Genomic DNA, 26347 nt, shown 5'->3' with positions numbered 1-26347 from the left:
CATGAAAAAGATAGAGAAGGATAAAAGTGTATCGGTTTTTTTTCGCTCTTTATGCGATCAATTGACGACAATTTATGAAGAGCGAGAAGCGATAACCATTGCGAGTTATATTTTTGAAGATGTCTTTGGCATTTACAATGCTTCTAGCCAATCTGAACGCTTTTTTAGTGACCAAGAAGCAGAACACTTTGCTGAAATCCTTAGCGAATTGTTAGACAAACGCCCTTGGCAATATGTGGTAGGGCAGGCAGATTTTTATGGTTTAAAATTTAAAGTAAATAATAAGGTTCTCATTCCTCGTGCCGAAACGGAGGAATTAGTTTATGCAATCATTCAAAAACATAAGAATGAAGCAGTGCAGCTCTTAGATATTGGCACAGGGAGTGGCTGTATAGCGATAACCTTACAAAAACAACTTAAGAATGCAGCAGTAACCGCTGTGGACGTCTCTACAGAGGCGTTAAAGGTGGCTAAAGAGAACGCCAGTCTGAATCAAGTACGGTTAAAATTCCAGCAATTGGATATTTTAGATGTGGCGACCCGTCAAAAAATGCCTCAATATCACATCATTGTCAGTAATCCTCCGTATATTCAAGATACAGAAACGGTTGTGATGCCAACCCATGTCCTTGCTCATGAACCTCATTTGGCATTATTCGTAACCAACAAAGACCCCCTACAATTTTATAAGGCAATTGCTGATTTTGCCTTGACCCACTTGTATGCTGGAGGTTGGCTTTATTTTGAAATAAATGAATATTTTGGGACAGAAGTCGTACAACTTTTAAAGCATAAGGGCTTTATTAATTGTGAGCTAGTGCCCGATATGTCGAATCGAGATCGAATCGTTTTGGGGCAGCTTCCTGCTAATTTTAACCGTGAATGAAACATGTATACTTACTGATTTCTGGATTTCTATTTTGGGCAACCTTGGTTTTTGGGCAACAAGAGCAATATGCTAAATTACGAATTTATTTGGACGGGCGACCCGCACAAGATTTATTGCAATTAGGCATCACCTGCGATCATGGAGAGCATAGGCGATCGGTCTATTTTGAAAGTGATTTTTCAACATCAGATAGACGTTTATTGGAGGCTAGTGGTTTCCGCTATGATGTTTTGATAGAAGATGTTGTTGCTTATTATCAAAATCAGAATAGAGTAGAGCATTCAGGTGCTCGGAATACTAATTGTATCCCACATGGAGGAATTGCCGATTATCCTCCCCCTAATAATTTTGCTTTAGGAACAATGGGGGGCTATTTGACCTATCAAGAACTCCTAGATAACCTGGATAGCATGCGCAGTAAGTATCCCCACTTAATAACAGCCAAAAAGGCGATTGATTCTACCAATTTAACCCACGAAAATCGACCTATTTATTGGGTCAAAATATCAGGAAATCCTGATGTAGATGAAAATGAACCAGCAGCGTTATATAATGCCTTGCATCATGCACGAGAACCTTTAGCGCTATCGCAGTTGATCTATTATATGTGGTACTTATTGGAAAATTATACCAACAATACAGAAATTCAATACCTGTTGGATCATGCAGCCCTTTATTTTGTACCCTGTGTTAATCCTGATGGTTATGTATACAATGAATTAACAAATCCTAATGGGGGAGGGATGTGGCGCAAAAATAGGCGAAACAATGGCGGGAGCTATGGAGTAGATTTAAACCGAAATTACGATTATGCCTTTGCGCAGGACAATGTAGGCTCCTCTGCGCTTCCTTCTTCTAATATTTATAGAGGCCCAACCGCTTTTTCGGAACCAGAAACCCAAAATATGCGAGACTTTTGTGAAGCGCATGATTTTATGTTTTCATTGAATTATCACAGTTATGGAGATTTGTTAATTTACCCTTGGGCTTATAATAGCGCATTAACACCAGATTCTAATGAATACAAGACATTTGCTAGGGTTATGACTCAAGAAAATAGGTATAACTATGGAACCAATATGGAAACAATTGGCTATTCTAGTAATGGAGATGCCGACGATTGGTTTTATGGAGAGCAAACGAATAAAAAGAAAATTTTTGCCCTAACACCAGAGGTTGGTACGGGTGGTTTTTGGCCCGCAGCAACAAGTATCGTAGGGTATTGTCAACGAACCATGTGGCAAAACCTTGCCCTAGCGCATTTATTGTTAAATTATGGAGAAGTAATCGACAATAGTACAGGTTTGATTACCGAGCTTAATGCAGCCGTTTTTTTTGAATTGACTCGCTATGGGATGATGAATGGCGATTTGACAGTTCGTGTAGCACCGCTATCTTCCAATATTCAATCGGTAGGAGCAGCAAAGGTATTTAACCTTACTCAGTTTGCCAATCAAACCGACTCGATCCGTATTCACTTAGATCCGACGATTTCCAATGGAGATGTAGTGCGTTATGTACTGATTCTGGACAATGGGTTTTATACTCAAAAAGATACCATAGAACGTGTTTTTGGCAACTATGCTCTTTTTTTTAGTGATAGTGCAAATACCATGAACAATTGGACTAATCCCAGCTCAACTTCCAATTGGGAGGTCACTCATTCAACGTTTCATTCTCCAACGGGTAGTTTGACGGACTCTAAAATAGGCAATTATGGTAGCAATACTACTACTGAAATTGTGCTAAACCAAAACATTGATTTGAGTGTTGCGACAGATGCAAATTTATCTTTTTGGGCAAAATGGGATATTGAAGAAGATTACGATTATGTGCAAGTGATGGCAGCAGGAAGTGATAGTATTTACAAACCCTTGTGCGGTTGGTACACCAACCTAGGAACAATGAACCAAGATATAAACCAACCTTTGTATGATGGTATTCAGAATACTTGGGTTGCAGAACAAATGTCACTGAATGATTTTTTGGGGGACTCCATTGTTCAAATCAAACTAAGACTAGTGGCCGATATTTGGATTAGTGAAGATGGCTTTTATTTTGATGACTTTAAGGTTAATGTATTAGAGCCAGGCTTGCATACTCCACAGCAATATTGGCATACTAGAAATTTTGCCTTAGAACAGAACCAACCCAATCCTGCTGGTTTAAAGGTTTTTATTCCATTTGAGATTCCATCTTCCTATAAAGAAGCGATTTGGTTGGAAATTACAGATGTATTGGGGCAGCGAGTACACTTCCAGGCAGTTGGGCAAAATAGCACTGGAATAGAATTGGAAATTGAAACTTGGGAAGAAGGCGTTTATTTTTATCGATTGCTTGGCAACGATGTCCGCTCTTTACCTCGTCGAATGCTCATTACACGATAAAGCATCAACATAGTTTAACATTTAGACAACAAAGGAAGTGTAAGAGCGAAGAACAATTTTATGCTAATGCTGTTCAATCTGAGCAAATCAAATTATTAATCCTCTCAAACAAAATGGTATGAAGTATCTATTTTCAGTTGTTATTGTAGCAGCATTATTTTTTTTCTCTTGTAGTTCTAATAAAAACAAAGACCAGACGATCCATTCAACCCATAACAACCCCAGTCTTCATTCGAATTCAAAAAAAATAGAAGAACTAAGCAAAGCTTATTTTGCAAGCGGCTGTTTTTGGTGTGTGGAAGCTGTTTTTGAATCGGTAAAAGGTGTCGAAGAAGCTGTTTCTGGTTATTCGGGAGGACCAGAAAAAAATCCAACTTACGAGCAAGTAGGGGCTGGCAAAACAGGGCATGCTGAAGCCGTAGAGGTATATTATGATCCTGCCGTTGTTTCTTATGAAACCTTAGTAAAAGTATATTATGGTTCACATAATCCAACAACTGTTAATGGGCAACATCCTGATTTTGGAACACAATATCGGTCCGTGATTTTTTATACCAATGATAATGAGAAAAAAATAGCAGAGACATTTAAAGCAAATTTAGATGCTTCTGGAGAATATGGAGCTCCTATCGCAACAGAGATCGTTGCCTTTGAAAAATTTTGGCCAGCAGAAGATTATCACCAAAATTATGAACGCTTAAACCCTAATAACTCTTACGTTCGCAATGTATCCATTCCTAGGTTAAATCGTTTTAAAGCAAAATTTCCTGAATTGTTGAAAAAAAATCACTAGTCGTTGATGTGTTTTAAATTAAGGGACTACCGTTCTTAACTTTCTTTTGTATAATAACGTTACACGATTCCGTGGCTTTTTATTAAGCGTCACGGAATCGTTATTTTAGGCTATGGCGAACTATATGCGAAACGTTCAGGAGATCCTATGAACCTACTAATCGTAAGCCGCAACAAAATTAAATATAGTGAGCTGTATAGGCTTGTTATCCTTCCCCCTCCAATCATTGGAATACCTCCAGTAAAGGCATAGTATCGGCTATGATTCGCTTGTAAAAACGGATTTCTTTACTGCCTTTTTGAAAAAAATCTTCCTGTTGACATTACAAGGTTCATTAGGCAGAAGATCTATTCTAATATTAGGTGCTTTACCATTTTTTGCTCTGTTTTTATCTGAAAATAAAAAATTTTCTTATTTGCTACTGTACTTTTTTGAAAAGAAAAGAAGGTGCCATTTTATCTGAAAAAATTTAGATGTTTTACGACTAAGTTGCCTTAGTTAAAGAGTTGTATTGTTTTTATGTAGAATTATTATTAATTATAAAACACAGGTTTATAATGTTTTTTGAATCTTGATTAAAGTAATTTAAGATAATATTAATACATAGTGCTCTTTTTTTTATTGAAAAAATTCTTACCTTGAAAAAAATAAAAAATGTCATTGACAATTAGAATTCCCGTTTGTCCTAAAAACACCTACTCTTGATGTTTACATTTTTTAATTTAAACCACATTTATTACCTCAAATTTAACAAAATTAACACATGAAAAATTCAATTTTTGCTTTGTTGATGTTGTGTACAACTGTGCTTTTTGCGCAGAACAATACCACTCAAAGCACCACCTCACAAAGTACCTATACTCATGCTCCTGTTGTTATTGGAGATGAGATACCAACCAATCTACAAACGGCACATCCTTACAATCCCTCTAATCAAATAGGTGTTGTATTTGAACAGGAATTCTACAACAAAAACTCCGCTTATATCAAGCTGTACTTTGAAAATTTTGACTTAGGCCCTGAAGATTACATTGAAATTTCTACCCATAATACAGGGGAGTCTATTATTTATGCTGGAAAAGGAAAAATCATTGATAAGGAAGGGACGATCATTAGTAATTTCTGGTCTAGAGTTCTTTTAGACGAGCGTGTGACCGTACGTTTACATGCTCAATCGGCTTCTAACCATTATGGATTTAAGATTTCCAAAGTAGCTTATGGATATTCCGCAGCACGCATAGATGCTATCGTAAACGGTACGGATAAAAGTATCTGTGGAGCGGATGACAAAGAGCGCATCGCCTGTTACAATGGTACCATCAAAGCAACTCGTGGTAAAGCAGTTTGTAAGCTTATCATTGGAGGAGTTGGTTCTTGTACTGGTTGGCTCTTGGGTTGCGAAGGTCATGTAATGACAAACAATCATTGTGTGGGCAATGCAACAGATGCTGGGAACACAGACTTTTTGTTTGACTACCAATATAGTGCTTGTACTGGTACGAGCAGTTTAACGGCTACTACCGTGGCAACTTCTGCTACTTTTATCAAGACGAGCCCTTACCCCAGTGGTTTGGATTACACCTTGTTAAAACTACCAACCAACCCTACCGCAACTTATGGCTATTTGAGTTTAAGTTCTGTTGCACCTTCAGTGGGGGATCGCATTTACATCATCGGTCATCCAGGTGGACGCCGCAAGGAAATCACTGTTAATTCTGATCAAGATGCTAGTGGTTTTGCACAAGTAAATACCTTGACAACTAATGGTATGCGTTATTATGCTGATACCGAAGGAGGAAGCTCAGGATCACCAGTACTGTCTAATTCTTCTAACTTGGTTTATTCTATTCACAATACGGGAGGATGTACGAATGGTTCTCATGGACGTTGTGACAAGCTAATTGCTGATATTGGTAGTGATATGCCAAATTCAGGAGTGGATTATAGCGCATGTAGTCCTAGTAGTGGTTGTTTAGCGTCTGTAATTGCACTTCCTAGCAACCAAGGTTTTGAGAGCAGCTTTGGCGTTTGGAGCAATGAGAGCAACGATGATTTTGACTGGGCTCGTCGTACAGGATCTACTCCATCTTCTAATACAGGACCAACTTCTGCTAGCGAAGGTTCATACTATGCTTATATGGAAGCTTCTTATCCTAATTATGGAAGTAAAGATGCGATTCTGAATAGTCCTTGTTATTATGTAAATGTTTCCAATGCTTATGCACGTTTTAAGTACCACATGTATGGTGCTACAACAGGAACCTTGCGTTTTCAAGTAAGTACCAATAATGGAACTTCTTGGACAACACTTTGGTCTAGAACAGGCGACCAAGGAAATTCTTGGAAAACCGCATCGGTTAATGTAAGTGCTTATATCAATACCAATGGTGTCCGTTTCCGTTTTCATGGAACAACAGGCTCTAGCTTTACAGGAGATATTGCCATTGACGACATTTCTATTTATTCATTAATTTTCACTAAATGTATCAATTCGTATCCTTATACTGAAGGCTGGGAAACAGGTCTAGGAATCTGGTCACAAAGTGCAACGGATGATTTTGATTGGACACGTAGGATGGGATCTACACCATCTACTAGTACGGGACCAACCGCTGCTATTGAGGGCAATTACTATCTTTATACCGAGTCTTCTTATCCTAATTATGGGAACAAGCAAGCTATTATAACGAGTCGTTGTTTCAATTTAACGAGTGTAAATAACCCTGCTGCCTCTTTCCGTTATCATATGTATGGCTCTACCATGGGAACCTTACAGCTTCAAATTAGCGTAAACAGTGGTAGTACTTGGACGACCATTTGGACACGGACAGGCGATCAAGGAAATAGTTGGAAGTATGCTTATGTCAATCTCAACGCTTACACTTCTAATACCAATGTACGATTGCGTTTTGTTGGGACAACAGGGAGCAGTTATCGAAGTGATATGGCTATTGATGCCTTTGGTATACATCAAGGCTTGATTATCAGTCCTCCTGTAGAATCTATCGCTGATGATTTAGCAGCAGAACCCTTCTTAACCGTTTCTCCTAATCCATTCAATAGCATTGTAAATATCAATACGAATATTGAAGGATTGACGAATTATCGTTTAATCAACATTCAAGGACAAACCGTTAAAGAAGGTTTATTCCAAAGCAATAGCATTGAACTAGGAGACCTCAATAAAGGCGTTTATTTCCTTGCGCTTTATAATGAAGAAGAGCAAATAGTTCGCAAGGTGATTAAACAGTAAGTCAACTGATTTTTTCTCACCTTTTATTCTAGCCGTTCTCGACAATTAACAACTGTCGAGAACGGTTTTCTTGTTTATAATGACTGCTTATTTTAAAAAAAAACTATATTATAAATTAATCGTACCGAAATAAGATCTTGTCTATAAAAGACTTTATTTATAGGTAAGTAATGAATCTAAATTATTGATAGTTTATTCGAGCAATCTTTTTAATCTTAACTGTGTTGAAAATACTCGCCATAGCTAAGGCTATGACTGTGTTTTTCGCCTTGTTACTATCAAAAATCTTTTACTGCAAATTCTATAAATAATTTTGCCCCATTACTTATAAGAAAAAATCTACTACTAACATCAAAAAACAATAACGAATATATTATGGAACTTGAATTACTAATTTCATTTCTTGGAGCATCTATTATTCTTTCTTTAATGCCAGGACCAGATAATCTATTTGTTTTGACAGAAAGCCTTACCAAAGGGCAAAAAAACGGAATTGCTATTTCTATTGGGCTGTCTTTGGGCGTTCTTGTTCATACGCTTGCGGCGGCGACAGGAGTTTCAATTATTATACAACAATCTGCTCTTGCTTTTTCTGTGCTGAAATATTTAGGTGCAGCTTACTTGTTTTATTTAGCGTTTATGGCTATTCGAGAAAAGCCGCTAACTTTAGACCTCAAAAACGATGCTGTAACCGTACAACGCCCAACGATTGCTTTGATTAAAAAAGGTTTTTTTATGAATGTCTTGAACCCTAAAGTTTCGTTGTTTTTTATTGCATTTTTGCCCCAGTTTGTGAGTCATACAGGTTTTGCTGTCACTTTGCAAATGATTATTTTGGGTTTGTTGTTTATGGTACAAGCACTAGTTGTTTTTAGTCTAATTGCGATGCTATCTAGCCAACTAACAAGCTATGTGAATAGTCCAAAGTTTTGGGGCATTACCAAATGGAGTAAAATAACAGTCTTGTCTCTTTTGGGCTTAACCTTGGCTTTTTCTAAAAAGTAAAACAGTAACAATTGTTTGATAAAGAATTTGTTGAGTGTGGTCCCGAATTGAAGATCAAAAATAAAGGCGAGTATTCGTTCACCACTACAAAAAAGCTCCTGCTCCTTACTTTCTAAAAAAGAATCGTTTTTACACTTTCTTTTTTTATATTTATGCTAATTTAATTTTTTCTAAAAACCATTAAACGATCTATTTTTAATGAAAAAAAAGTTCAAAGATTCTAATAGTATAAAGGGATTTAAGCATCCTCAATACAGAAAGTTATTGGGTGAATTTTTAGGTAAAAACACAGGCTCTATTTGTGAGTTTATTTTAAAGTTGGACGCTCAGTTTCAAGAAACAGATCCTCTGCCTTTTGTTTATTTGGGAGAAATGCCTCAAAGTTGGAAAAACTTTAAAAAGGAAAATAAGGCAGAAAAAACGTTTGTAGCTGGGCGTTGTTTTGTTGAGCCTTTAGGCGAGGGATTTACGATCAAAATGTTGCCAGAAGTCGGCAAAGGTGCCAAAGATAGTACCGTCAAAGCAGTAAATAAAGAACTCAAAAAATCAAACATCTATATTGAGTTTGTTAGTGAATTGCCTGATTTAAAGACGGTCTCTGCTGAAGCTGCTACGGCTAGCCAAGCACCAGAAGAAGCTCCATTAGAAATGATTGAAAATGGCATAGAGAAATATGCCAAACTCTATGTTCAGCTCCAAAAAGATAAGGAAAAAGTAGAAGAAAAAGATCAAGCACTAAAGCGTTTAAAACGTCTATGTCGTCAGTGGAGAGCTGCCCATGCCAACGGAGCTGCTCAGAGTGTGAAACATGCTAAAATTGAAAAGACGGTTCAACAGTTTGAAGCCTTTTTCGAGAAGCGGAAAAAAGCAAAAGAAGGGGATGACAGTGAAGTAGATGGTCTAAAAGCAAGGGAAGAAAAGCTCTATGCCAGAACATTAAAACACAGAAATGGCTTTTATCAATCGCTCTCTAGCGGGGATATTCGGGATGTTTCTATTATTGAAAACCACTTGGAGGATATGAAAGAGCGAATTAGTGAATGGACCAAATTTGTCAAAGAACACAATAAGTCGGAGTTTGGGGAGATACTCAAACAAATGGTAGCGGATTATAAAGAAGCTAGCAAGACCTTTAATCAGATTAGAAAAGATTTAGAGGCGTTTTTTGATAACTTGGAAAAACAGGATGTAGAAAAGGCGACGGAATTGGCTAGAAAAATTAAAAGAGTTTTGTAGATCATTCATTTAAAAACTAAAAAAATAATATTACAAATGGAACAGAAGGAAAATTCATTTGAAGATAGTATAGGAATAATGCTTGTGAAACAATTAGGAGAATTGAGAAATAATCCTATTATTACAAAAGCAGAAGAAGTAATAAAAGTATTAGATAGTAAAAAGAAAAAGGTTACTATTGAAACCGTAAAGCAGCAATTGGGGGATACTATTGAGGATTCTTTTAGTGTAGCTCTAGGAGAGGGTATCTTGACATCGGTAAGAGTTAAAGGTGCGGATGGGGTTATTGTGCAGAATGTAGAACTGGACGGGTTTAATCTGGAAGAGCATAAAATAATAAGTGTTAAAGCGAAGAAAAAAGCTCAAAAACCTAAGCGAGATTTTGAGATGTGGGCGGTGTTAGTAGATACTATAAAAGATGGGGGAATGATTACAGTAGAGAAGGAGGATAAGCCAGAATATAATGATATTATTAAGAGGGGAAAACCAGAATGGCAAGGAATCAATTTTGATGACACTCTAGAGGGGCAGTTGATTTGGAAAACAATTGACGAAATGGTTAAAGAATATAATAAAAAATAGCGTTGAGTTTTAAAAAAAAGGAAAATGGAATATATTAAAAAGAACATCTTCCTAAAAAAACTACAAGCAGCCATAGATGCCAAGCATCTATATCATCTAATTGCCACTTCTCGAAGAACACTAGAGGAGTGGCTTCCTTCTTGGAGCCAGATCGATTCCATTGATGTCCTTGAGGCTTACATCGTCAAACAGGAGCAAAGTGATTTTTATTGGGGAGAAGAACTCTATGGTATTTGGCGAAACGATAAACTCATTGGGATGGTCAGCTTGCACAGCGGTCAATTCGATGAAAAAACAGTTGAATTATCTTACTTTTTGGGCAAGGATGAAGGAGGCAAGGGTTCTATGACTAGAGCTTGTACCTTGTTGATTTCAAAGGTCTTTGAAGAACGAAAAATACAGTCGGTTATCATTCAATGTAAAACGGAGAATATTCGAAGCCAAAAATTGGCAGAGCGTCTGGGCTTTGAGTGTTTATCTTCGGATTTAGGCTTGCTTGTTTTTGTTTTACATCGATCCAATTGGTTGAAATTGAAGCATTCTTCCTTGTATTTCCTGTGGTTTAGGGATTAGTAGTATAAGAAACTTGTTGGGATGGAATAAATAGAATATTTTATTTATTTGTATAAAATGTTTATTTTATCTTTATGTATATAGGCAGGGGTTATTTTGAAAAAATTAAAACCAAAGAATATGAGATTATTGTCGATTGTACTACTCTTAAGTATTTTGTCTTGCAAAGATGAACATAGGAGAAAACCATACTGTGGGGAAGCTCCACATTACAACATAACAGCAGAACTGGAATTAGAGCGTCAAAATTTCAGTTTTAAAACGATTCTATACGATTCTAAACTAGATAAAAAAAGAATTGACCAGTTAGCTTTGAACACATTGTTTGATGTTGGAATATCTAGGGTCGATAATCAAGATTTTATTCCTTTAAAAGAAAGAGTAGAAGACCTATTAAACAAAACCTTTAATAAATTAACCTACATTGTATTCTATTATAAGCTTGATTTATCAGATAAAGTGACAAAAATAGGATATGAAAATATTAAAGCAATTTCAATATATAATTATCAAGAAAGATCAAAAAGATATGCTCATTCACTTTATAAAAAGGAAGGGAAGGAATTTAAAATAGATGCTGACTTTTCAAGTTTGGTTAGCAAGCTTAGGTTTAATGATTTAGGTAATATTATTACCAATGAAATATTTCCAAACGAAATCAATAAAGGATACCTCTTAGTTAAAAATCAAATGGAGGCAAAAAAGCACTACCAAGAGCGAAAAGAGCATAATAACTTGTCTCACACAAAACTCGCTTTGCTCAAACGATTGAATGGTTGAACGTTATATAATTCTTGATTAAGAAGATAGCGTAGAGGTGCTAGGAGATTGTAGAGGAGGGGAGTTATTTAAATATTGTTAAAATCTAAAAAAAGTCTTGCCATAAAAAACTAATCTTTTACTTCCTTGTTAAGAGCTATGTAACTTTAAAAATAACATTTTTAGAAATAACATAGAACATGGAATTATTAGATAAATTGAATTGGCGTTATGCTACCAAAGCGATGAATGGGAAAAAAGTAGCGCAAGAAAAAATCGATAATATTATAGAAGCAGCTTCTTTGGCTCCAACATCAAGTGGTCTACAGCCTTTTGAGATTATTGTTATTACCAATCAAGAGCTAAAAGAAAAAATTAGAAAAATTTCTTGGGATCAGTCTGTGGTGACAGATTGTTCACATTTGTTGATTTTTGCGGCTTGGGATACGTATACCGCAGATCGAATCAACAAGATGTTTGATTTGACGAATACCGTTCGTGGTTTTGAAAACGAAGGTTGGGAAAAATACCGTGAAATGTTGTTGGGCATTTACCCACAAAGAGATGCAGAGGTAAACTTTAACCATGCTGCTAAACAAGCTTATATTGCTTTTTCGCAGGCGATTGCTGCTGCTGCTTTTGAGGGAGTAGATAGTACACCTATAGAAGGATTTGATCCTGACAAATTGGACGAAATTTTAGCGTTGAGAGAAAAGGGGCTAAGAAGTTGTGTGATGTTGCCAATTGGCTATAGAGATACAGAAAACGATTGGTTGGTTAATTTGGTGAAGGTGAGAAAGAGCAAAGAAGATTTGGTGACGGTTATTGACTAAGTTTTTGCCAAAAGACAAAAAAAGGTCGTTGGAAGCTAGCTTCCAACGACCTTTTTTATAACAGCTCAGTAATTTTTTAATCTATAGGATTAAAACGTAAATTTTAGACTTACATTCCAAGTGCGACCAAAGCCATAAAAACCACGAGCATTTTTAAGCAAGGTGTCATAATCAGCATTGGCACTAAAGTTATCATCAGCTTCTGCAATGTATTTAGTTCCCAAAACATTGTTCATGCTGAAACGAAGTTTTAAGCCAATTTTTTTGAGCTTAATTTTGTAACTAATCCCTGCATCTAACAAGCCATAAGAAGGCAATTTTAGCGCTTGGCGACCAATATCACTGGTAGAGGTTTTATTAGCGGGATCAAAATTGGCATATAGGTCCCAACAATGCCAGTAATCTGCATCAATGCTCAATCCAAAAGGAAAACTATACACAGCACCCACGCCAAAGGTAGTTTGTGGTGCATCGCCTACTTTTAATCCATCTGCATATACTTTTACGGTATCAAAAACAATTTTATTATCGTCAGAAATAGCAGCATCTACATTGTTTTTCCATTGCCAATCTCCAATAGAGAACATGGCACGTAAATCCAATCCTTTTACAGGAGTTGCATTAACATCCACTTCAATTCCTTGATGTACTGCGTTCAAGCCACTAATATTAGCATTCAATTCATTGCCTTGTGGAGTAGTAGAGCGTTTAAATAGAGATTTGTTCATCCAACGCGTGTGATAAAAATTGACATTCGCTGCAATTTTTGAATAGCGTAAGCCATACCCTAATTCTACGCCAAAAACATTTTCATTTTTAGCATTGGGGTTAGCATCATTGTTATACGTAGGGAATACAACATCAAAAATAGGCGCACGAGAGAAATAGCCTGTATTAAAAAATACATTGTGGTTTTTTCCAATGTTATAATTGGCACCACCTTTTACCGTATAGCCCAAGAAATTGTACATAGGAGTTCTTTGGTCACTTCCTGTGTATTGGAAACGATCTACTCGTTGATAACCCGTATTAGAAAAAGCACCAGAAATAAAGGCATTTAATCCAAAAGAGCTGGTATATTCTGCCTGAACAAAAACACCCTGCCAAGCTACAATACCATCGTTATCATAGTGAATTTTGTCCCCTTCTTTTTTTAATGCTCCTTTTTCTTTACTAGAAATCGTTCCATCTCCATTCAAATCCAAACTATCATTTTGAGCATTTATATCTCTGGAGTCCAACCAAGCGTCTGCCCCCATTAAATCCTCAATTCTACGGTAGTGTTTTCCTGTATAATAACGAACATCAATTCCACCAGAAATAGTAAACTGCTTAGATAACTCGGCGGTTAGATTAGACAAAAGACCATACCAATCGTGTGAGTTCACAGAAGCTCGTTTGATTAAGCCATCTTTTTCACCAGCAACTAAGCCATGAGTTGGGTGCTTGTATTTGCCAGCAGTAGGGAAGTTGGCAATATCATTGGTGCCTTGATTCCAAGCCACAATATCATCTACTCGTACTTGCCCTTCGGCATCACGGAAGCCCCAAGTACCTTTTCCACCAATAGAGCCTCTATCGCCCGTTCCGCCACCTCTACCAAAGGAAGCGTAAGCAGAAGTAGACAAGGTTAGTTTGTCACTAATTGACCAGTAGTGGTTCAACGAAATTTGTGGTTTGTGATAAAAATTTTCTCTGATGTTGTAGATCTTGCCATCACGATAGCCCCAATCTGAATTGTACTGAAGATTATAAACAGAGTCATATTGGATGAGCTTTTCTCTATAAGTACGTTGTCCGTGGCGTTGGAAGGCTCCAATTCCAGTCAAAACCAATTGATGCTTTTCTCCAAATGCTTTAGAAATAGAAAGGAAATAAGAGCCTCCTTGAAATTGGGTTGCATCGATATAACCATCTCCTCTGGTATAAGCACCAGAAAAAGTAAATGCCCAATCGCCTTTGATTTTTCCAGTAGAAAGAGTCAAAGCAGCTTTTAGGTAGTTGTTGTTCCCATAAGCCAAAGAAAAAGATCCTCCTTTCTTTTGATCAATTGTTTTTGTAATGATATTGATGGTTCCTCCAACAGAAGAAATCGCTAGGCGAGAAGCTCCTAACCCTCTTTGTACTTGCATGGTACGAGTGACATCGCTCAATCCTGCCCAGTTGGACCAGTATACCCAACCATTTTCCATATCGTTTACAGGAATTCCATTAATCATTACCGCAGTATTGCGTTGATCAAAACCTCTAACATTGATTCTGGCATCTCCAAATCCACCTCCTGATTTTGTTGTATAAACAGAAGGAGTAGAGCGCAAGAGTTCTGGGAATTCTTGATTTCCTAACTTGTCTTCAATAACTTCTGCTTTGATAGAAGATACAGCAACAGGAGTTTTTCTATCAATAGCAATAGAAGCAACTACCTTTACTTCTTCTAGACCAACAGATGAAGAAGCAACCATAATCTCCCCTAAATCTACTGTTTCACCCTTTTTGACAACGACTTGTTGTTCTTTTTGTTCATAACCTAAGTAAGAAATTAGAATAGTTTGTTCTCCTTCAGGGATATTATCTAAGGTGAAATAACCATCAAAGTCCGTCACTACTCCTGTAGTTGTAGCGGCAGCTTTTAAGAGAACACTGGCACTAATTAGCCCTTCATTATTGTCAGCGTCTACTAGGCGACCTTTTATGGTTCCTTGTGCAAAGATAGTGTATGGCATCAATAGCAATAGACTGATTGTAAATATTGTTTTCATTGAAAAATAATTAATGATGTTTAATGATGACCGCAAATGTAGTTGGTGTATAGAAAGAGAAGAACTCTTTAATGTTAACAATATATTAAGAATTTCTTAACAATGTGTTTTTTTTATATGTAAAGACTGGATTTGTTGCCAAAAAATAAAGGATAAATGTTGCTTAATACCTAGATTATCAAGTGGAAAGCCTCTGTAAAGTGCTTGCGAAAATAGAAGGGTGAGGTTGGCGAAGAAAAAAAGAGAGACTTATCTATTAATAATATATTTGGTATCTTGGAACGATTATTTGCCTATTATTATACGATAAAGATGAACGGACCAGACAAAAGTTTAAAATTTCCACTCGAACATTACGATCGATTATGTTTTTTGAAAAATGTCGTTAAGAATCCCAATATTATTGTAGGGGATTATACTTATTATGATGATTTTGAATCGGTAGAAAATTTTGAAAAAAATGTAAAATACCTCTTTGATTTTAATGAGGATAAACTGGTGATTGGTAAGTTTTGTATGATTGCCTCTGATGTAAAATTTATTATGAATGGAGCCAATCACTTAAGCGATGCCATAACAAGTTACCCCTTTGCCATCTTTGGGAATGGTTGGGAAGCAGCAATGGACGGAAAAGAATATCCTCAAAAAGGAGATGTTTTGATTGGAAATGATGTTTGGATTGGATACAATGCTACTATAATGGCGGGCGTCAAAATTGGGGATGGGGCAATTATTGCTACCAACTCAACCGTTGTAAAAGATGTACCTCCTTATTCTATTGTTGGAGGGAATCCTGCCACTGTCATAAAAAAAAGATTCCCAGAAGCTCTTATCCAACGGCTTTTAGCCTTGAAATGGTGGGATTGGGACATCAAAAAAATTACTAAAAATGTTCAACATCTGACAAGTTTAGATGTTGATCAATTGGAGCAAGCGGCAAGAAAATAAAAAGAACTTCAACTAAAATTATCATAGAAGTAGGTCTAAAAAGGACTTAACTTCAACAAAAAAATCAATCAAAATGGGAAAATTAAAAGGCAAAAAAGCAATTATAACTGGAGGAAGTAGAGGGCTTGGAAAAGCAACTGCTATTGCTTTTGCCAAAGAGGGAATTGAAGTGGTTATAACAGGGAGAAATGAGGAGCGTTTACAGAAAACGGTTGCAGAACTAGAGGCATTTGGCATCAATGCTCATTATGCGGTCTTTGATGTTAGTGATTACGAGGCTGTAAAAAAAGGAATCAAAAAAAGTATCGATGCTTTAGGAACGGTTGATATTTTGATTAATAATGCAGGAATTGCTGCATTTGGTACTTTTAATGAAATGAAGGTCGATCAATGGACTAGTATTATTCAGACCAACTTAATGGGCATGTATTATGTAACCAAAGAGGTCCTTCCGTACTTAATTGAAAAAAATCAAGGCGATATTGTGAATGTTTCTTCTACTGCTGGTCTGAATGGAAATGCTACAACATCTGCTTATTCTGCTTCAAAATTTGCAGTAATAGGAATGTCAGAATCTTTGATGAAAGAGGTGCGTAAAAATAACATTCGGGTAAATACCCTAACTCCTAGTACCATTGCTTCTGATATGTCTTTAGAGTTGGGCATTACAGATGGAAATGCAGAAAAGGTTTTACAACCAGAAGATTTTGCCGAATTGATTGTTGCTGGGCTTTTGTTGCCTAGGAGAGCGATGCTTAAAAATGCTTCTTTGTGGTCAACAAACCCCTAAGTGGCTATAGAATTGATTACGCAAGCATGAATTGTCTTAGTTGGGATGGTTCATGCTTTTTTATTAACTTCAGCTATAACAATGGATGAACTAGATATTTTGGGGTTCTTTGATAACCCGTAGGCTCACGCAGTAGCAGCGAAGCTAATCGTGTGGTAAACACTAAAAAAGGGTAAGCTTTTAACTACTTTTTAGCTTAGCTGCTAGGCATCCCCGTTGCCAAACTGCTCATGCACTACATTTATGTGGTTTTAGAAGAAAGTTATAGGTCGTAAGTCGTATGCTTAGTTCCTGTAAATACAGGACATACGACTTACGACCTATAACTTATAACAAAAGTAGTAATAAGCAATCTCTAGTCAAAAAAATCAAACGAATGCGTTTAAAATTGATTCTATTATTGATCCTGAGTGGAGCCATTTTTCAAGCTTGTTCTACCACTAGCCAATATATTTTGGAGCAAGCATTAGAAAAACAAAAGGAGGAGACTGTCTTAGAGGAAAAAGACGGAGCAAATCAGAGACTACACGATATTTGGTATGCTACACACATCAAAGGAGTACCAACAAATCGAAGCCTTCCTATTCCTCGCTTAGAATTGAACCTTAGTAATATGAGCGTATTGGGTTATGATGGGTGCAATGAATTTTACGGAAGAATCCACAAAATTTCTGCTACAGAAATCACCTTTGACAAGATTGTCTCCCCTCAAAAAGCCTGCGCTGATATGAAGCACCCTAACCATTTTAACCAAGCAATTGGCGAGGTGACAGCGTATAAATTGGACGGCTTAAAATTGAGCTTTCTAAACCATAAAGGAAAAGAAATATTGATTTTTTTAAAGGGTGATTAATCACCTTTGTAGCGACTCCTTTTATTTATTAATCCATCCAAACAGCCCCTTTTTACAAGAACTTTTTGGATGGATTTTTAATTTTTACCTAAAAAAAGTCAACCAACTAATTTAAGTAAAATTGGTATGCTATTATTCTTTAATGATTCGTTCTACTATTTTTCCTTGGTCGGTTTTAGCCGTTAAGAAATAAACCCCAGCAGGGAACGGTTCAATATCGATGGTTTGCGTTTCAACAGTAACTTGATCGCTGCTAAATGTACTCAATACACGTCCCATAGCATCCGTGAAAATATACTGTACATCTCTAGCCGACTCAAATTCTACCTTAATAGTAAGCTGTTTGCTTGCTGGATTAGGAGATACAAATAATTCAGCCTGTTCGTCATTTTCAATAGTTGCTATAGTGGTTATGGTTGAATCTGGTGTAAGGTGAATTCCTAAAGATGGTACATAGGTTCCTTCTGAAAAACCATTCCAGTATACCGATGGGTTGGTTGACACAACATCTGCAACCACAAGTGGTGATGGATTGATAACAGTATCGGGAGCTCTATTGATGGCATTCAAGGCATAATTAACTTCAGAAGCCCCTAGCCAAAGTCCAGTTTGATAAGTGACAAAACTAGGTCCCCCCGTTGCAGAAGGTTCTTCTCTTACAGAAATATAATACCAGCCATCATCATCAAAACCTGTAAAGGGAGCACCTGTAACAGGATCGACAAAGTTAGAGACAACTCCAACGCCAGAACTAGGTGCTGGAATAGTATCTAAGCCAGAAATAGTTATCTGATTAAAGGCAACAAGTGTTAATTCATCTAAATTTAAGCGACCGTTTGCGGCTGTACTTCCAGAACCATCTACTAATTTATAAATGTTAACAGATAGGGTATGAGAAGCTGGACCAGAATAAGTACGGTGGATATAGTGACGGAATTCTACCGAGTCAATATTAATAGCATTGGTTTGACCTTTTGGGAAATAATAAACCGAACCCCATTCAAAGACCGTAATATCATTGCTTTGACTTCCTCTAGGGAAGAATGGTCTACTCATTCCAACATGTCCATCTGATCGCAATGATCCTTTTGAAATAAAGGGCGCTGCTGCACTCGTAACATTAAATGTATGGTAGATCGTATCGTTATAAGTAAAGGCATCAGGATTATCATGAGCTACCCAATACTTAACCTCATAGCTACCCGCTCCATGGTTCATAATAAAGTTAATGTCTCTCAAAGGAGCTGTATGAAGGTAACCATCATATTCACCAGCTAACATCGTGTCAAGGCTCATTGTATCTAAATAAACATCCGCTGTAAGATTGTTTGCGGAATCGTAAAAATCAATAGATACATACATTTTGGGATGATCTGTAGGATAGATATTCTTACCTCCATAGTTTAGTATTTTGGCACCCCAAAACCACTCGTCCAAACTATTTGGATCTAAGTTGGATAGGGCATGGTATTGACTCCCTCCCAATCGAACAATGTCTGCTCTACCTTCTAATGAATTGTTCAAAAGGCTTGGACGACCGATGGCAATGTCATAATCTGGGGCAACTTCAATGGTAATATCGTCCACCATAGCATAATAATAATAGGTATCAAAAACAAAACGTATCCGACATTGTGTTAAGTTGCTAACGCCTGCGGTTACGGTAGGCATTGGAACGGCAATAAAATCAGCTACTCCTCCTTGTTGGATTTCTCTATAATCAAAACTAGTCCATGTCGTGCCATCGTCAGTAGACAAAGAAACACTTAGTTCATTGGTATTAGCCGTTGTATTCGCACTAAATTTTGAAAAGAACTTGATAACAAGTGCAGAATCTGTGTACCCCGTTAGATCAATGCGAGGAGAAATTAATTCTCCTCTATGCCCTGCTGGAGAAGAACCTACTCCTATAGAAGCAGTACTGTCGTTATCCATATAACCAGAATCAAAAATAGCAACTCCATTTGCTTGAGAAGGAGAAGGAAGAGGGGATTGAGCTGCTGCGTAAGGAGGATTGGAGTAATAATCTCTAGAATAACCTAATAAACTTCTTTCCCAAAATGCATTTCCAGGGCTTGTATTGCCCCAATCTTCATAAACGGATATAGCCGTCCATGATGTCGGAGCATAGGGACCAATGGTATCTTGAATAAATGGATTTTGGAATTCTGCATCTGCTACGCCTACAGAGGTTCCAACGCCCCAAATTTTTGTTTGTGCGTTACTTGTATTTGAATACAAGTTAGAAAGCAAAAATGCGCTAATAAATAATAAATTAAATTTAAGCATGTAATTTGTACTTGAGATTAATTTTTAAGGAATTAGAACCTTATTAAAGGTTCTTTAATGTTTGATGCTATCCACTAAGGTATGACCCTAGTTTTTAGGATAGCGCAAATCTATTGGACTTGATGAAGGAAGGCAAGCCTAAAAAGGAGTATATTTAGGGTGTTTACCGCTTCTTGGAAATGGTCAAAAGGTTGGTTTGTAGGTGGTTATTGAGCATGAAATTAATACATTCAACTTGCCTGATATTTTTACCAAAAAAATCTGTAGATGGTATTGATTCTTGCCAAAAAGTAAGCTGTGTTTTTTTAATCGTTTGGTTTTTAATGATTTTGGTGTTGTTTTGTAGCCTGTTTTTTGGCAAAAAAAGGCTATTATAATATTTTTTATTTCTTTACCTTTAGGAATAGAACCATTGGGGTTTTATAAGAAAAATTATTTATTAGGTCATTAACTATTAAAAGGTTAGGCTAGTTCACTTAAAATTAAAACAAATGAAATACGTATTATTAATTGTTTCTCTGTTGTTGTTCGCTGTTGGAACTACAGATGCCCAAATGGGAAAGGGAAAAGGTTTAGTTAAAAAAACTACTGATGAGGTTGAAGCAAAAGGAAAGGAAAAAGCGGCTGAAATGAAGGAGAAAGGAAAAGGCAAAGCTAAAAAAGAAGCGGGTAAAGTTGTTGGTGCTGATGTTGCCAATACGGCTGTTGAAAAAGGGGATGATTTAGTACACAAAGGAAAAGATGCTGCGCTTGATAAGATCAAAAAAGGAAAGGAAAAAGAGCACAAAGAAAATGGTAACCACAGCGAGAAAAAAGACAAGGTGGCAGAAAAAGGAAAAGGGCATGCCTATGGAAAAAACAAAGGTGATCTTTCTGGTAAAGAGTTTGGTCAAGCTAGAGCTGCGGAGGCAAAACTAAAAAATGAAACAAAGAAAAAGGAAGCAAAAACTTCTATCCAAAAAGGAGAAGATACGGTAACGAAAGCAAAAGATAAAATTGCCGCTGCTAAGGAACAATTGGAAAAGGATTTTACCGATAAAAAATTAACGCAGGAGGAGTACACAGCTAAAAAGGATAAAATTGCCTTGATCGAAGAAAAAGCTGCTGAACTTCAAGAAGAATTAAAAAAAGGAAAAAAAATTACGCAAAAATCAAAATAACACCTACTAAAAAATAATAGTATGAAATACTTAATAACACTAATCTTTTTTACCGTCATTTTTGCAAGTTGTGGTAGTGGTGACAACACCGAAGCAGAATCTCAAGTTTCTGAAGAATTGATCGAAGAAACTAAAACTTTAGAGTCAGAAAATGAAGCACTGGATGAAACGGTTCAAAATATTAAAACATCAACAGAGGAGTTGGATAAGATGCTAGAAGAGTTGTAATAATCTTAGTACCATATTACGACCAACTTTGAATTTGTGGTTGCCTTTATATGCTTATATATAAGGGCAACCATTTTTTTTGAGAGCATGAAATATTTTGTACGATCTAAACAAAGTTGCTTGAAATTAAAAAAGCATTTCGCCTTGTGATTTTTTCCGACTTTATGTTGAATTAGTTTATGAAGATTTTAAATATAGACCGCTCTATGACCCATGTATAGGTAGGTGGCTGACATTTTATGTATTACATATTTAAAAATAACGAATTTGTTTTTTATGGAATAAATTGTTAAAAACTTATATGATTTTTATTAATAAAAACTATAAATAATAGTTATTTTAATAGAGTTCTCGGACGAATGGGATGGTATTTTTTATGCTAAAATTTCAGCAAAACATGAAAAACACTTTATAGCTATGAACTTTAAAAAAAAACTCATACTTGGTAATGGTACTATATTACTGCTAATGCTAACTATATTAATGGTGATGTATTTTAGTGTAAAATCATTGGTTTTAACTTCTAATTGGGTAGAACACACTCATGATGCAATTCATAGTGGCAATTCTTTAGCCAGCTTTATGGTGGATCAAGAAACTGGAATGAGAGGTTTTTTGATGACAGGACAAGAAAAGTACTTAGAGCCTTATAACAGCGGGCAAGAGCAATTTAATAAATTAATAAAAGAAACAATAACCTTGGTTAGCGATAATCCTGATCAGGTTACCAGATTAGAATCGGTAAAGAGTGAAGCAAAGTCTTGGATGGAGAATGTTGCAAAGGTTTATATTAATAAGCGGAGGTTATTAACTGAAAACGCAAGCTTGGCAAGCTTATTATCCATTTCATCAGGAGGAGAAGGGAAGGTATACATGGATAGGATAAGAAAACTGATTCAGGAGTTTACAGATGCAGAAGAAAAATTGATGGAAAAACGCTCTAAAGATGCACAGAATTCAGCCGCTTATTCCCAACAGATCGCCATTTTTGGAGCCTTATTTACTATAATCTTAGGCGGAGGGATTTTATGGCTTATTATCAATGTTTTGACAAAGAGAATGACAGTACTAGTAGATTCGATATCGAGAGTTACCAAGGGCGATTTGGCTACAAAGGTAGATGACGATGGTAACGATGAATTTTCTACCATATTGAAAGCGCTTTCTAAGATGATTGGCAGTCTTAATAGGCAACTAAAAGATACTACTAGTATCGCCAATTTACTCGCCAGTTCTTCTGAAGAGATGTTGGTCAGGGGAGAGGAAATGAAAAACACAACTCAGGAAGTAGCGGCTGCAATCCAACAAATGGCAGAAGGGGCTCAGCAACAAGCCCAACAAACGGATGAAGTAAACAAACTAATGGAAGGGGTACTGGATTCATCAGGGATTGTGGCAAAAAAATCGGAACGGATTAACAATGCCGCAGAAGAAGGGCAAAAGAACTCTATAGAAGGCTTAGAGGCTGTTAGGGTAGTTGTGAAAAATATGAAAGAAATTCAGGTGTCTGCTGATCGTACTTCTGATTCTATCATCGTTTTATCCAAGCGCTCAGACAAAATTGCTATTGCTTTAAGTGTCATAACGGATATTGCTAGACAAACCAACTTATTGGCGCTAAATGCTGCTATTGAAGCAGGAAGAGCAGGAAATGCTGGTCGAGGTTTTGCCGTTGTTGCTGAAGAAATTCGAAAATTAGCAAAAGACTCTCGTAAGTCTGCCATTGATATTGAAAGAGTTATTGGTGAAGTGCAAAAAGACATTGCCAATGCCGCACAAGAAATAAAGGCAATGACCTCTAATGTGAAAAATGGAACGGTTGCCTCCAAAGAAGCCGAAAATGTATTCGAAAAAATTGAAAAAGGAAGTAATGATACCTTTCTTTTGTCCAAAGATATTTTGGAAGCAACTGCTCGTCAAAAAGGGGACATTAATGCAAGTGTCAAAAATATTGGAGACATAGTAGTAGTCGCTGAAGAAACAGCAACAGGAACCTCACAAATCGCAGGCTCTGGATTAATTCTCAGCCAAGGCATGAATGAAGTTACTGCCACAAGTGAAGATTTAACGAATATTGCAAATCAATTACAGGATAATATCTCTCAATTTAAACTGGAATAGCTATTGTGCTCCAAAAGCATTTCCGTTGCCCGATTCATTTTTTTTAAGATAATTGTGTGTGAAATGCCTTTTTGCGATGTAAATAGGCATATAATACTGCCTGAATGATTTTTATTGTAGGAGTGAATTAGTCTATTATACTCTACACGATGGTTTTTTAAATTTGACAGAATGGGCTTTTTCTAGCCATATCTGATTTCTAAGAGCAAAGCGACCTAAAAATAGATAAAAGCTGCCCCCATTTTAATTTTTACAAAAATTATCGGTAGAGAAAGTCTATTGTTTATAGAATAGAAAATTTATTCTTGAAGGTTGTTTTTTGGGGGGAGAAGTTGGATGTTGTTTTTTCAGCATTTTTATGGTTTGGCAGAGCTTAGGCGTGGGGTTGCTGCTTGATGAGCTTTTTTACAAAAAGATCATTGTTGGCAACCGTTTTTATGGCATGATTTGTTTTAGATGATGTTCTAAATGCTCAACATAGTCTTTCATTAGAAATCTCAAATCAGAGTAAGTATTTTTTTCCAATTCAATTTTATAATTCAGCGTTTTTTCCGTTTGTTTTTTTATTAAACTCAAAATTCGATTGTTGATGGAATTCCAAAGTTCAACAATTTCTTTGGTCTCAGAATTTTGATAATCATTAGCTTTAACTAATTCATCTTGATTATATTTTCTGATTCGATACGGCTTGTTTTCAAACTGAATTTCTGTAAATCTCTGAAGATTATTAATCCCAGAATCAATTAGATGGCCTAAAATTTCTTTTTTTGACCATGTTTTAATAGATGCTTTTCGGCTCATTTCCAGCTCTGAAGCTTGAGCTAAAAATGTCAATCCCCTTTTTAATAATTGTTCAAGTTTATTCGTTGTCTCAGTCATTTTCCAAATTGTTGTCAACTACTTACTAAGCACACTAACTTATTGTGTTTATTTTTAATATATGAAGTAAACGGTTAAAAAACTAAAGGCCTAGCAACTTTTTTCAGGTTTTGTTTAGAAACATGGATCTATGCTGTAGTATTATCCGCTCCGCCCGACTCCCTCCAAAATGATTTTAAAGAACTTCGATACTCAGGAACTTAGTAACTAAGCATATTGGTTATAAAAATGGTGATGAAAAAAATTTAGCAATAACCATTTCAGCAAATAAAAATAAATGCCTTATGGATAATATGATAATCTTGTTATTAACTTTTGGAATGACTATGATAACGGTGGGGCTTATCCAATATTATTTGTGGAAATTGAGAATAAAAGATCAGAACTCAATTGATGAAGATTGGGAAAAATTTAAGGAGGCATCTACTAATACATTACTTCGTGGGAAAATCGCATTAGATTGATTATCAGTAAGATGTTTTTTATTGTCTTAAAAGGTTAAAATACTGATAGTCAATCTGATGTAGGATGTTTTTTTATGTTTTTTATCGAAAAACTAAAAAATCCACGAAGTATTATTAATGCTTAATATTAAGCAAATTATTTATTATGGGGATAGATTATTGTGGAATCAATATCTTAAACAAGAATACCTAACAAAAATAACGGAAGTGGTCACCTCAAATATAGAGGAGTCTCCTGAGCTGGAAAAAATAAAAATGGCTGCGTTTAATAAACAACTTGACTACAATAGAGGGTGGTAAGTAAATATTAATATTGTTGTTAGACAACTACATTTATAGATATAGAAAAGGTATATTATGAAGTACCAAAAATGCTCTTTAAAATGAAAAATATAGATCAAGACTCGCTAAAAGAAAATGGATTTCAAATCCTTGAAAATTTGCTAAGTTTGTCAACTATAACGTCTTTTCAAAATATTTCCAATCAGTTTAAAGAACAACCCGTTTCAATTCGAAAAAATGTATTTGGAAGCTCAGAAAAAATTAGACATTACTTTAAAGCCATAGAGTCAACATTAAACTCAAGAGGATTCAATTGCAAAATGACTCCCTATTGCTTTTATTTAGAAAAGACAGAGAAAAAAAATTGGCCCTTACAATTTCACCAAGATACAAACCTGCCTTCTTATCTGAACTTGAATGCAAAAGAAATTGAGGCTTGGTTGAAAAACGGATTTTGGGTTAGGGTAAACCTAGATAGGAATGATAAAAATACTGGAGCAATAAAAGTTATTCCTAAAAGTCACCTAAATGGAAAAAATAGTACTTTTGATAAAAAGATGTCAGTATTTATTGATGCGAATCAAGGCGATATAGTTCTGTTTAAACCTTTGCTTTATCATGGTTCAGATAGAATGACGAAAAAATGGGAAAGAAGGGTTTTTCAATGCTTTTTCTTAGAAGTTAGTAATTTAAATTTAGAATCCTTCAGTTCTACTGAGTTACTTAAGTAAATAGATAGCGAAAAATAAAAATTATATGAATTATTTTGAAGAACTAATATTTCGTATTCAGTTGTTTTTTCGTAAAACACCCAGTCAAAAAAACTTAGATAAGGTATTTCGAAACTGTAAAAAGATACTTATAAAAGAGCGTGGGAAATTGCCAAAGGGGCAAGGAAGTGGTTTTGTAAAGGACAAGACGCTATTAATTATCAAATCAGAAACTGAAATAGCTAAAATTGCTAACTTTTTTAAAATAAGCGAGGAGGTTTCAGGAGCTCTTATGACGTTACCTTTGTGGACATTTGTTATTGTAAATTCTTGGGGGAGAAGAAAAAAAATTAGACTTGTGTATGGGGGAGATTGGATAAGAATTGATGCTTGGAAAGAAGATGCTCCTTTGTTAGATGCTGAACCATTTTTAATATGGCTTAGTGAAAATGGAATTCAAGAGCCCTTGAAATCTTGGCTTGATTTAGAAGCGTCTGCTAAAGAATAAAAAAGCAAGTAATTGACTTAAAATGGGGGATTGTAAGTGTACAACT

At 36.0% G+C, this 26347-nt stretch carries 23 protein-coding genes; 20 read left to right on the top strand and 3 right to left on the bottom strand.

Annotated elements, in window-relative coordinates:
* Position 1 precedes the first annotated feature (1 nt).
* From prmC to AsAng_RS14405, 10 genes are all read left to right on the top strand, one after another.
* Positions 2–886 carry a peptide chain release factor N(5)-glutamine methyltransferase gene (prmC, locus tag AsAng_RS14450; protein WP_264793496.1) on the top strand — a complete coding sequence of 295 codons (885 nt, stop codon included), beginning with the start codon at positions 2–4 and terminating at the stop codon, positions 884–886.
* Positions 883–3276 (top strand): M14 family zinc carboxypeptidase, encoded by a 2394-nt coding sequence (locus tag AsAng_RS14445; RefSeq protein WP_264793495.1) that lies wholly within the window; start codon positions 883–885, stop codon positions 3274–3276. The genes prmC and AsAng_RS14445 overlap by 4 nt, the downstream gene beginning before the upstream one ends.
* Positions 3277–3394: 118 nt before the next feature.
* Positions 3395–4069: a peptide-methionine (S)-S-oxide reductase MsrA gene (gene msrA, locus AsAng_RS14440; RefSeq protein WP_264793494.1), complete on the top strand. Its 675-nt coding sequence runs from the start codon at positions 3395–3397 to the stop codon at positions 4067–4069.
* 763 nt (positions 4070–4832) lie between these two features.
* Positions 4833–7322, top strand: a complete 2490-nt coding sequence (locus tag AsAng_RS14435) for a trypsin-like peptidase domain-containing protein (protein WP_264793493.1) — start codon at positions 4833–4835, stop codon at positions 7320–7322.
* Positions 7323–7697: 375 nt separating this feature from the next.
* On the top strand, positions 7698–8327 hold the full coding sequence (locus AsAng_RS14430) for a LysE family translocator (protein WP_264793492.1): 630 nt from the start codon (positions 7698–7700) through the stop codon (positions 8325–8327).
* A gap of 198 nt (positions 8328–8525) precedes the next feature.
* Complete coding sequence (locus tag AsAng_RS14425; protein WP_264793491.1) at positions 8526–9563, top strand: hypothetical protein; 1038 nt, start codon at positions 8526–8528, stop codon at positions 9561–9563.
* 36 nt (positions 9564–9599) lie between these two features.
* Positions 9600–10145, top strand: coding sequence for a hypothetical protein (locus AsAng_RS14420; RefSeq protein WP_264793490.1), 546 nt, complete (start codon positions 9600–9602; stop codon positions 10143–10145).
* A gap of 24 nt (positions 10146–10169) precedes the next feature.
* Positions 10170–10718: a GNAT family N-acetyltransferase gene (locus AsAng_RS14415; protein WP_264793489.1), complete on the top strand. Its 549-nt coding sequence runs from the start codon at positions 10170–10172 to the stop codon at positions 10716–10718.
* 120 nt (positions 10719–10838) lie between these two features.
* Positions 10839–11498: a hypothetical protein gene (locus tag AsAng_RS14410; RefSeq protein ID WP_264793488.1), complete on the top strand. Its 660-nt coding sequence runs from the start codon at positions 10839–10841 to the stop codon at positions 11496–11498.
* A gap of 179 nt (positions 11499–11677) precedes the next feature.
* The gene (locus AsAng_RS14405) at positions 11678–12310 is read left to right on the top strand and encodes a nitroreductase family protein (RefSeq protein ID WP_264793487.1); all 633 of its coding nucleotides are present in this window, start codon (positions 11678–11680) and stop codon (positions 12308–12310) included.
* 89 nt (positions 12311–12399) lie between these two features.
* Here AsAng_RS14405 and AsAng_RS14400 read toward each other — a convergent pair whose 3' ends face one another.
* On the bottom strand, positions 12400–15069 hold the full coding sequence (locus tag AsAng_RS14400; protein ID WP_264793486.1) for a TonB-dependent receptor: 2670 nt from the start codon (positions 15067–15069) through the stop codon (positions 12400–12402).
* A 312-nt stretch (positions 15070–15381) separates the two neighbouring features.
* Between AsAng_RS14400 and AsAng_RS14395 the strand changes: the two genes are divergently transcribed.
* The 3 genes from AsAng_RS14395 to AsAng_RS14385 all read left to right on the top strand — a co-directional run bounded on the left by AsAng_RS14395 (position 15382) and on the right by AsAng_RS14385 (position 17660).
* Positions 15382–16017: a CatB-related O-acetyltransferase gene (locus AsAng_RS14395; protein WP_407655336.1), complete on the top strand. Its 636-nt coding sequence runs from the start codon at positions 15382–15384 to the stop codon at positions 16015–16017.
* Positions 16018–16090: 73 nt separating this feature from the next.
* The gene (locus AsAng_RS14390) at positions 16091–16807 is read left to right on the top strand and encodes a 3-ketoacyl-ACP reductase (protein WP_264793484.1); all 717 of its coding nucleotides are present in this window, start codon (positions 16091–16093) and stop codon (positions 16805–16807) included.
* Positions 16808–17183: 376 nt separating this feature from the next.
* A complete protein-coding gene (locus AsAng_RS14385; protein WP_264793483.1) occupies positions 17184–17660 on the top strand; it encodes an META domain-containing protein in 477 nt (158 codons plus the stop codon).
* Between the two features lie 132 nt (positions 17661–17792).
* Here the strand turns inward: AsAng_RS14385 and AsAng_RS14380 are convergent, their stop codons facing one another.
* The gene (locus AsAng_RS14380) at positions 17793–19949 is read right to left on the bottom strand and encodes a T9SS type A sorting domain-containing protein (RefSeq protein WP_264793482.1); all 2157 of its coding nucleotides are present in this window, start codon (positions 19947–19949) and stop codon (positions 17793–17795) included.
* Positions 19950–20440: 491 nt separating this feature from the next.
* Between AsAng_RS14380 and AsAng_RS14375 the strand changes: the two genes are divergently transcribed.
* From AsAng_RS14375 to AsAng_RS14365, 3 genes are all read left to right on the top strand, one after another.
* On the top strand, positions 20441–21109 hold the full coding sequence (locus AsAng_RS14375) for a hypothetical protein (protein ID WP_264793481.1): 669 nt from the start codon (positions 20441–20443) through the stop codon (positions 21107–21109).
* A gap of 21 nt (positions 21110–21130) precedes the next feature.
* A complete protein-coding gene (locus tag AsAng_RS14370; RefSeq protein WP_264793480.1) occupies positions 21131–21337 on the top strand; it encodes a hypothetical protein in 207 nt (68 codons plus the stop codon).
* 417 nt (positions 21338–21754) lie between these two features.
* Positions 21755–23458: a methyl-accepting chemotaxis protein gene (locus AsAng_RS14365; RefSeq protein ID WP_264793479.1), complete on the top strand. Its 1704-nt coding sequence runs from the start codon at positions 21755–21757 to the stop codon at positions 23456–23458.
* Between the two features lie 435 nt (positions 23459–23893).
* On the opposite strand, the gene AsAng_RS14360 is transcribed toward AsAng_RS14365, so the two are convergent.
* The gene (locus tag AsAng_RS14360; protein ID WP_264793478.1) at positions 23894–24337 is read right to left on the bottom strand and encodes a DinB family protein; all 444 of its coding nucleotides are present in this window, start codon (positions 24335–24337) and stop codon (positions 23894–23896) included.
* 284 nt (positions 24338–24621) lie between these two features.
* Between AsAng_RS14360 and AsAng_RS14355 the strand changes: the two genes are divergently transcribed.
* The 4 genes from AsAng_RS14355 to AsAng_RS14340 all read left to right on the top strand — a co-directional run bounded on the left by AsAng_RS14355 (position 24622) and on the right by AsAng_RS14340 (position 26301).
* A complete protein-coding gene (locus AsAng_RS14355; protein WP_264793477.1) occupies positions 24622–24801 on the top strand; it encodes a hypothetical protein in 180 nt (59 codons plus the stop codon).
* A 117-nt stretch (positions 24802–24918) separates the two neighbouring features.
* The gene (locus AsAng_RS14350) at positions 24919–25101 is read left to right on the top strand and encodes a hypothetical protein (protein WP_264793476.1); all 183 of its coding nucleotides are present in this window, start codon (positions 24919–24921) and stop codon (positions 25099–25101) included.
* 83 nt (positions 25102–25184) lie between these two features.
* Positions 25185–25814, top strand: a complete 630-nt coding sequence (locus AsAng_RS14345; RefSeq protein WP_264793475.1) for a phytanoyl-CoA dioxygenase family protein — start codon at positions 25185–25187, stop codon at positions 25812–25814.
* 25 nt (positions 25815–25839) lie between these two features.
* Complete coding sequence (locus AsAng_RS14340; RefSeq protein WP_264793474.1) at positions 25840–26301, top strand: hypothetical protein; 462 nt, start codon at positions 25840–25842, stop codon at positions 26299–26301.
* Positions 26302–26347 lie beyond the last annotated feature (46 nt).

This window comes from Aureispira anguillae (genome assembly GCF_026000115.1).
Taxonomy (GTDB): Bacteria; Bacteroidota; Bacteroidia; order Chitinophagales; family Saprospiraceae; genus Aureispira; species Aureispira anguillae.
The sequence above is the reverse complement of the archived record's forward strand: the minus strand, read 5'-3'. Positions and strand labels throughout refer to the sequence as shown.

Coding starts and splice junctions, on each gene's coding strand:
- AsAng_RS14420 (WP_264793490.1), top strand. CDS start 9,600: ATGGAACAGAAGGAAAATTCATTTGAAGATAGTATAGGAATAATGCTT.
- AsAng_RS14400 (WP_264793486.1), bottom strand. CDS start 15,069: ATGAAAACAATATTTACAATCAGTCTATTGCTATTGATGCCATACACT.
- AsAng_RS14350 (WP_264793476.1), top strand. CDS start 24,919: ATGCTTAATATTAAGCAAATTATTTATTATGGGGATAGATTATTGTGG.
- msrA (WP_264793494.1), top strand. CDS start 3,395: ATGAAGTATCTATTTTCAGTTGTTATTGTAGCAGCATTATTTTTTTTC.
- AsAng_RS14390 (WP_264793484.1), top strand. CDS start 16,091: ATGGGAAAATTAAAAGGCAAAAAAGCAATTATAACTGGAGGAAGTAGA.
- prmC (WP_264793496.1), top strand. CDS start 2: ATGAAAAAGATAGAGAAGGATAAAAGTGTATCGGTTTTTTTTCGCTCT.
- AsAng_RS14355 (WP_264793477.1), top strand. CDS start 24,622: ATGGATAATATGATAATCTTGTTATTAACTTTTGGAATGACTATGATA.
- AsAng_RS14410 (WP_264793488.1), top strand. CDS start 10,839: ATGAGATTATTGTCGATTGTACTACTCTTAAGTATTTTGTCTTGCAAA.
- AsAng_RS14405 (WP_264793487.1), top strand. CDS start 11,678: ATGGAATTATTAGATAAATTGAATTGGCGTTATGCTACCAAAGCGATG.
- AsAng_RS14380 (WP_264793482.1), bottom strand. CDS start 19,949: ATGCTTAAATTTAATTTATTATTTATTAGCGCATTTTTGCTTTCTAAC.
- AsAng_RS14445 (WP_264793495.1), top strand. CDS start 883: ATGAAACATGTATACTTACTGATTTCTGGATTTCTATTTTGGGCAACC.
- AsAng_RS14375 (WP_264793481.1), top strand. CDS start 20,441: ATGAAATACGTATTATTAATTGTTTCTCTGTTGTTGTTCGCTGTTGGA.
- AsAng_RS14345 (WP_264793475.1), top strand. CDS start 25,185: ATGAAAAATATAGATCAAGACTCGCTAAAAGAAAATGGATTTCAAATC.
- AsAng_RS14425 (WP_264793491.1), top strand. CDS start 8,526: ATGAAAAAAAAGTTCAAAGATTCTAATAGTATAAAGGGATTTAAGCAT.
- AsAng_RS14340 (WP_264793474.1), top strand. CDS start 25,840: ATGAATTATTTTGAAGAACTAATATTTCGTATTCAGTTGTTTTTTCGT.
- AsAng_RS14365 (WP_264793479.1), top strand. CDS start 21,755: ATGAACTTTAAAAAAAAACTCATACTTGGTAATGGTACTATATTACTG.
- AsAng_RS14415 (WP_264793489.1), top strand. CDS start 10,170: ATGGAATATATTAAAAAGAACATCTTCCTAAAAAAACTACAAGCAGCC.
- AsAng_RS14395 (WP_407655336.1), top strand. CDS start 15,382: ATGAACGGACCAGACAAAAGTTTAAAATTTCCACTCGAACATTACGAT.
- AsAng_RS14385 (WP_264793483.1), top strand. CDS start 17,184: ATGCGTTTAAAATTGATTCTATTATTGATCCTGAGTGGAGCCATTTTT.
- AsAng_RS14360 (WP_264793478.1), bottom strand. CDS start 24,337: ATGACTGAGACAACGAATAAACTTGAACAATTATTAAAAAGGGGATTG.
- AsAng_RS14370 (WP_264793480.1), top strand. CDS start 21,131: ATGAAATACTTAATAACACTAATCTTTTTTACCGTCATTTTTGCAAGT.
- AsAng_RS14430 (WP_264793492.1), top strand. CDS start 7,698: ATGGAACTTGAATTACTAATTTCATTTCTTGGAGCATCTATTATTCTT.
- AsAng_RS14435 (WP_264793493.1), top strand. CDS start 4,833: ATGAAAAATTCAATTTTTGCTTTGTTGATGTTGTGTACAACTGTGCTT.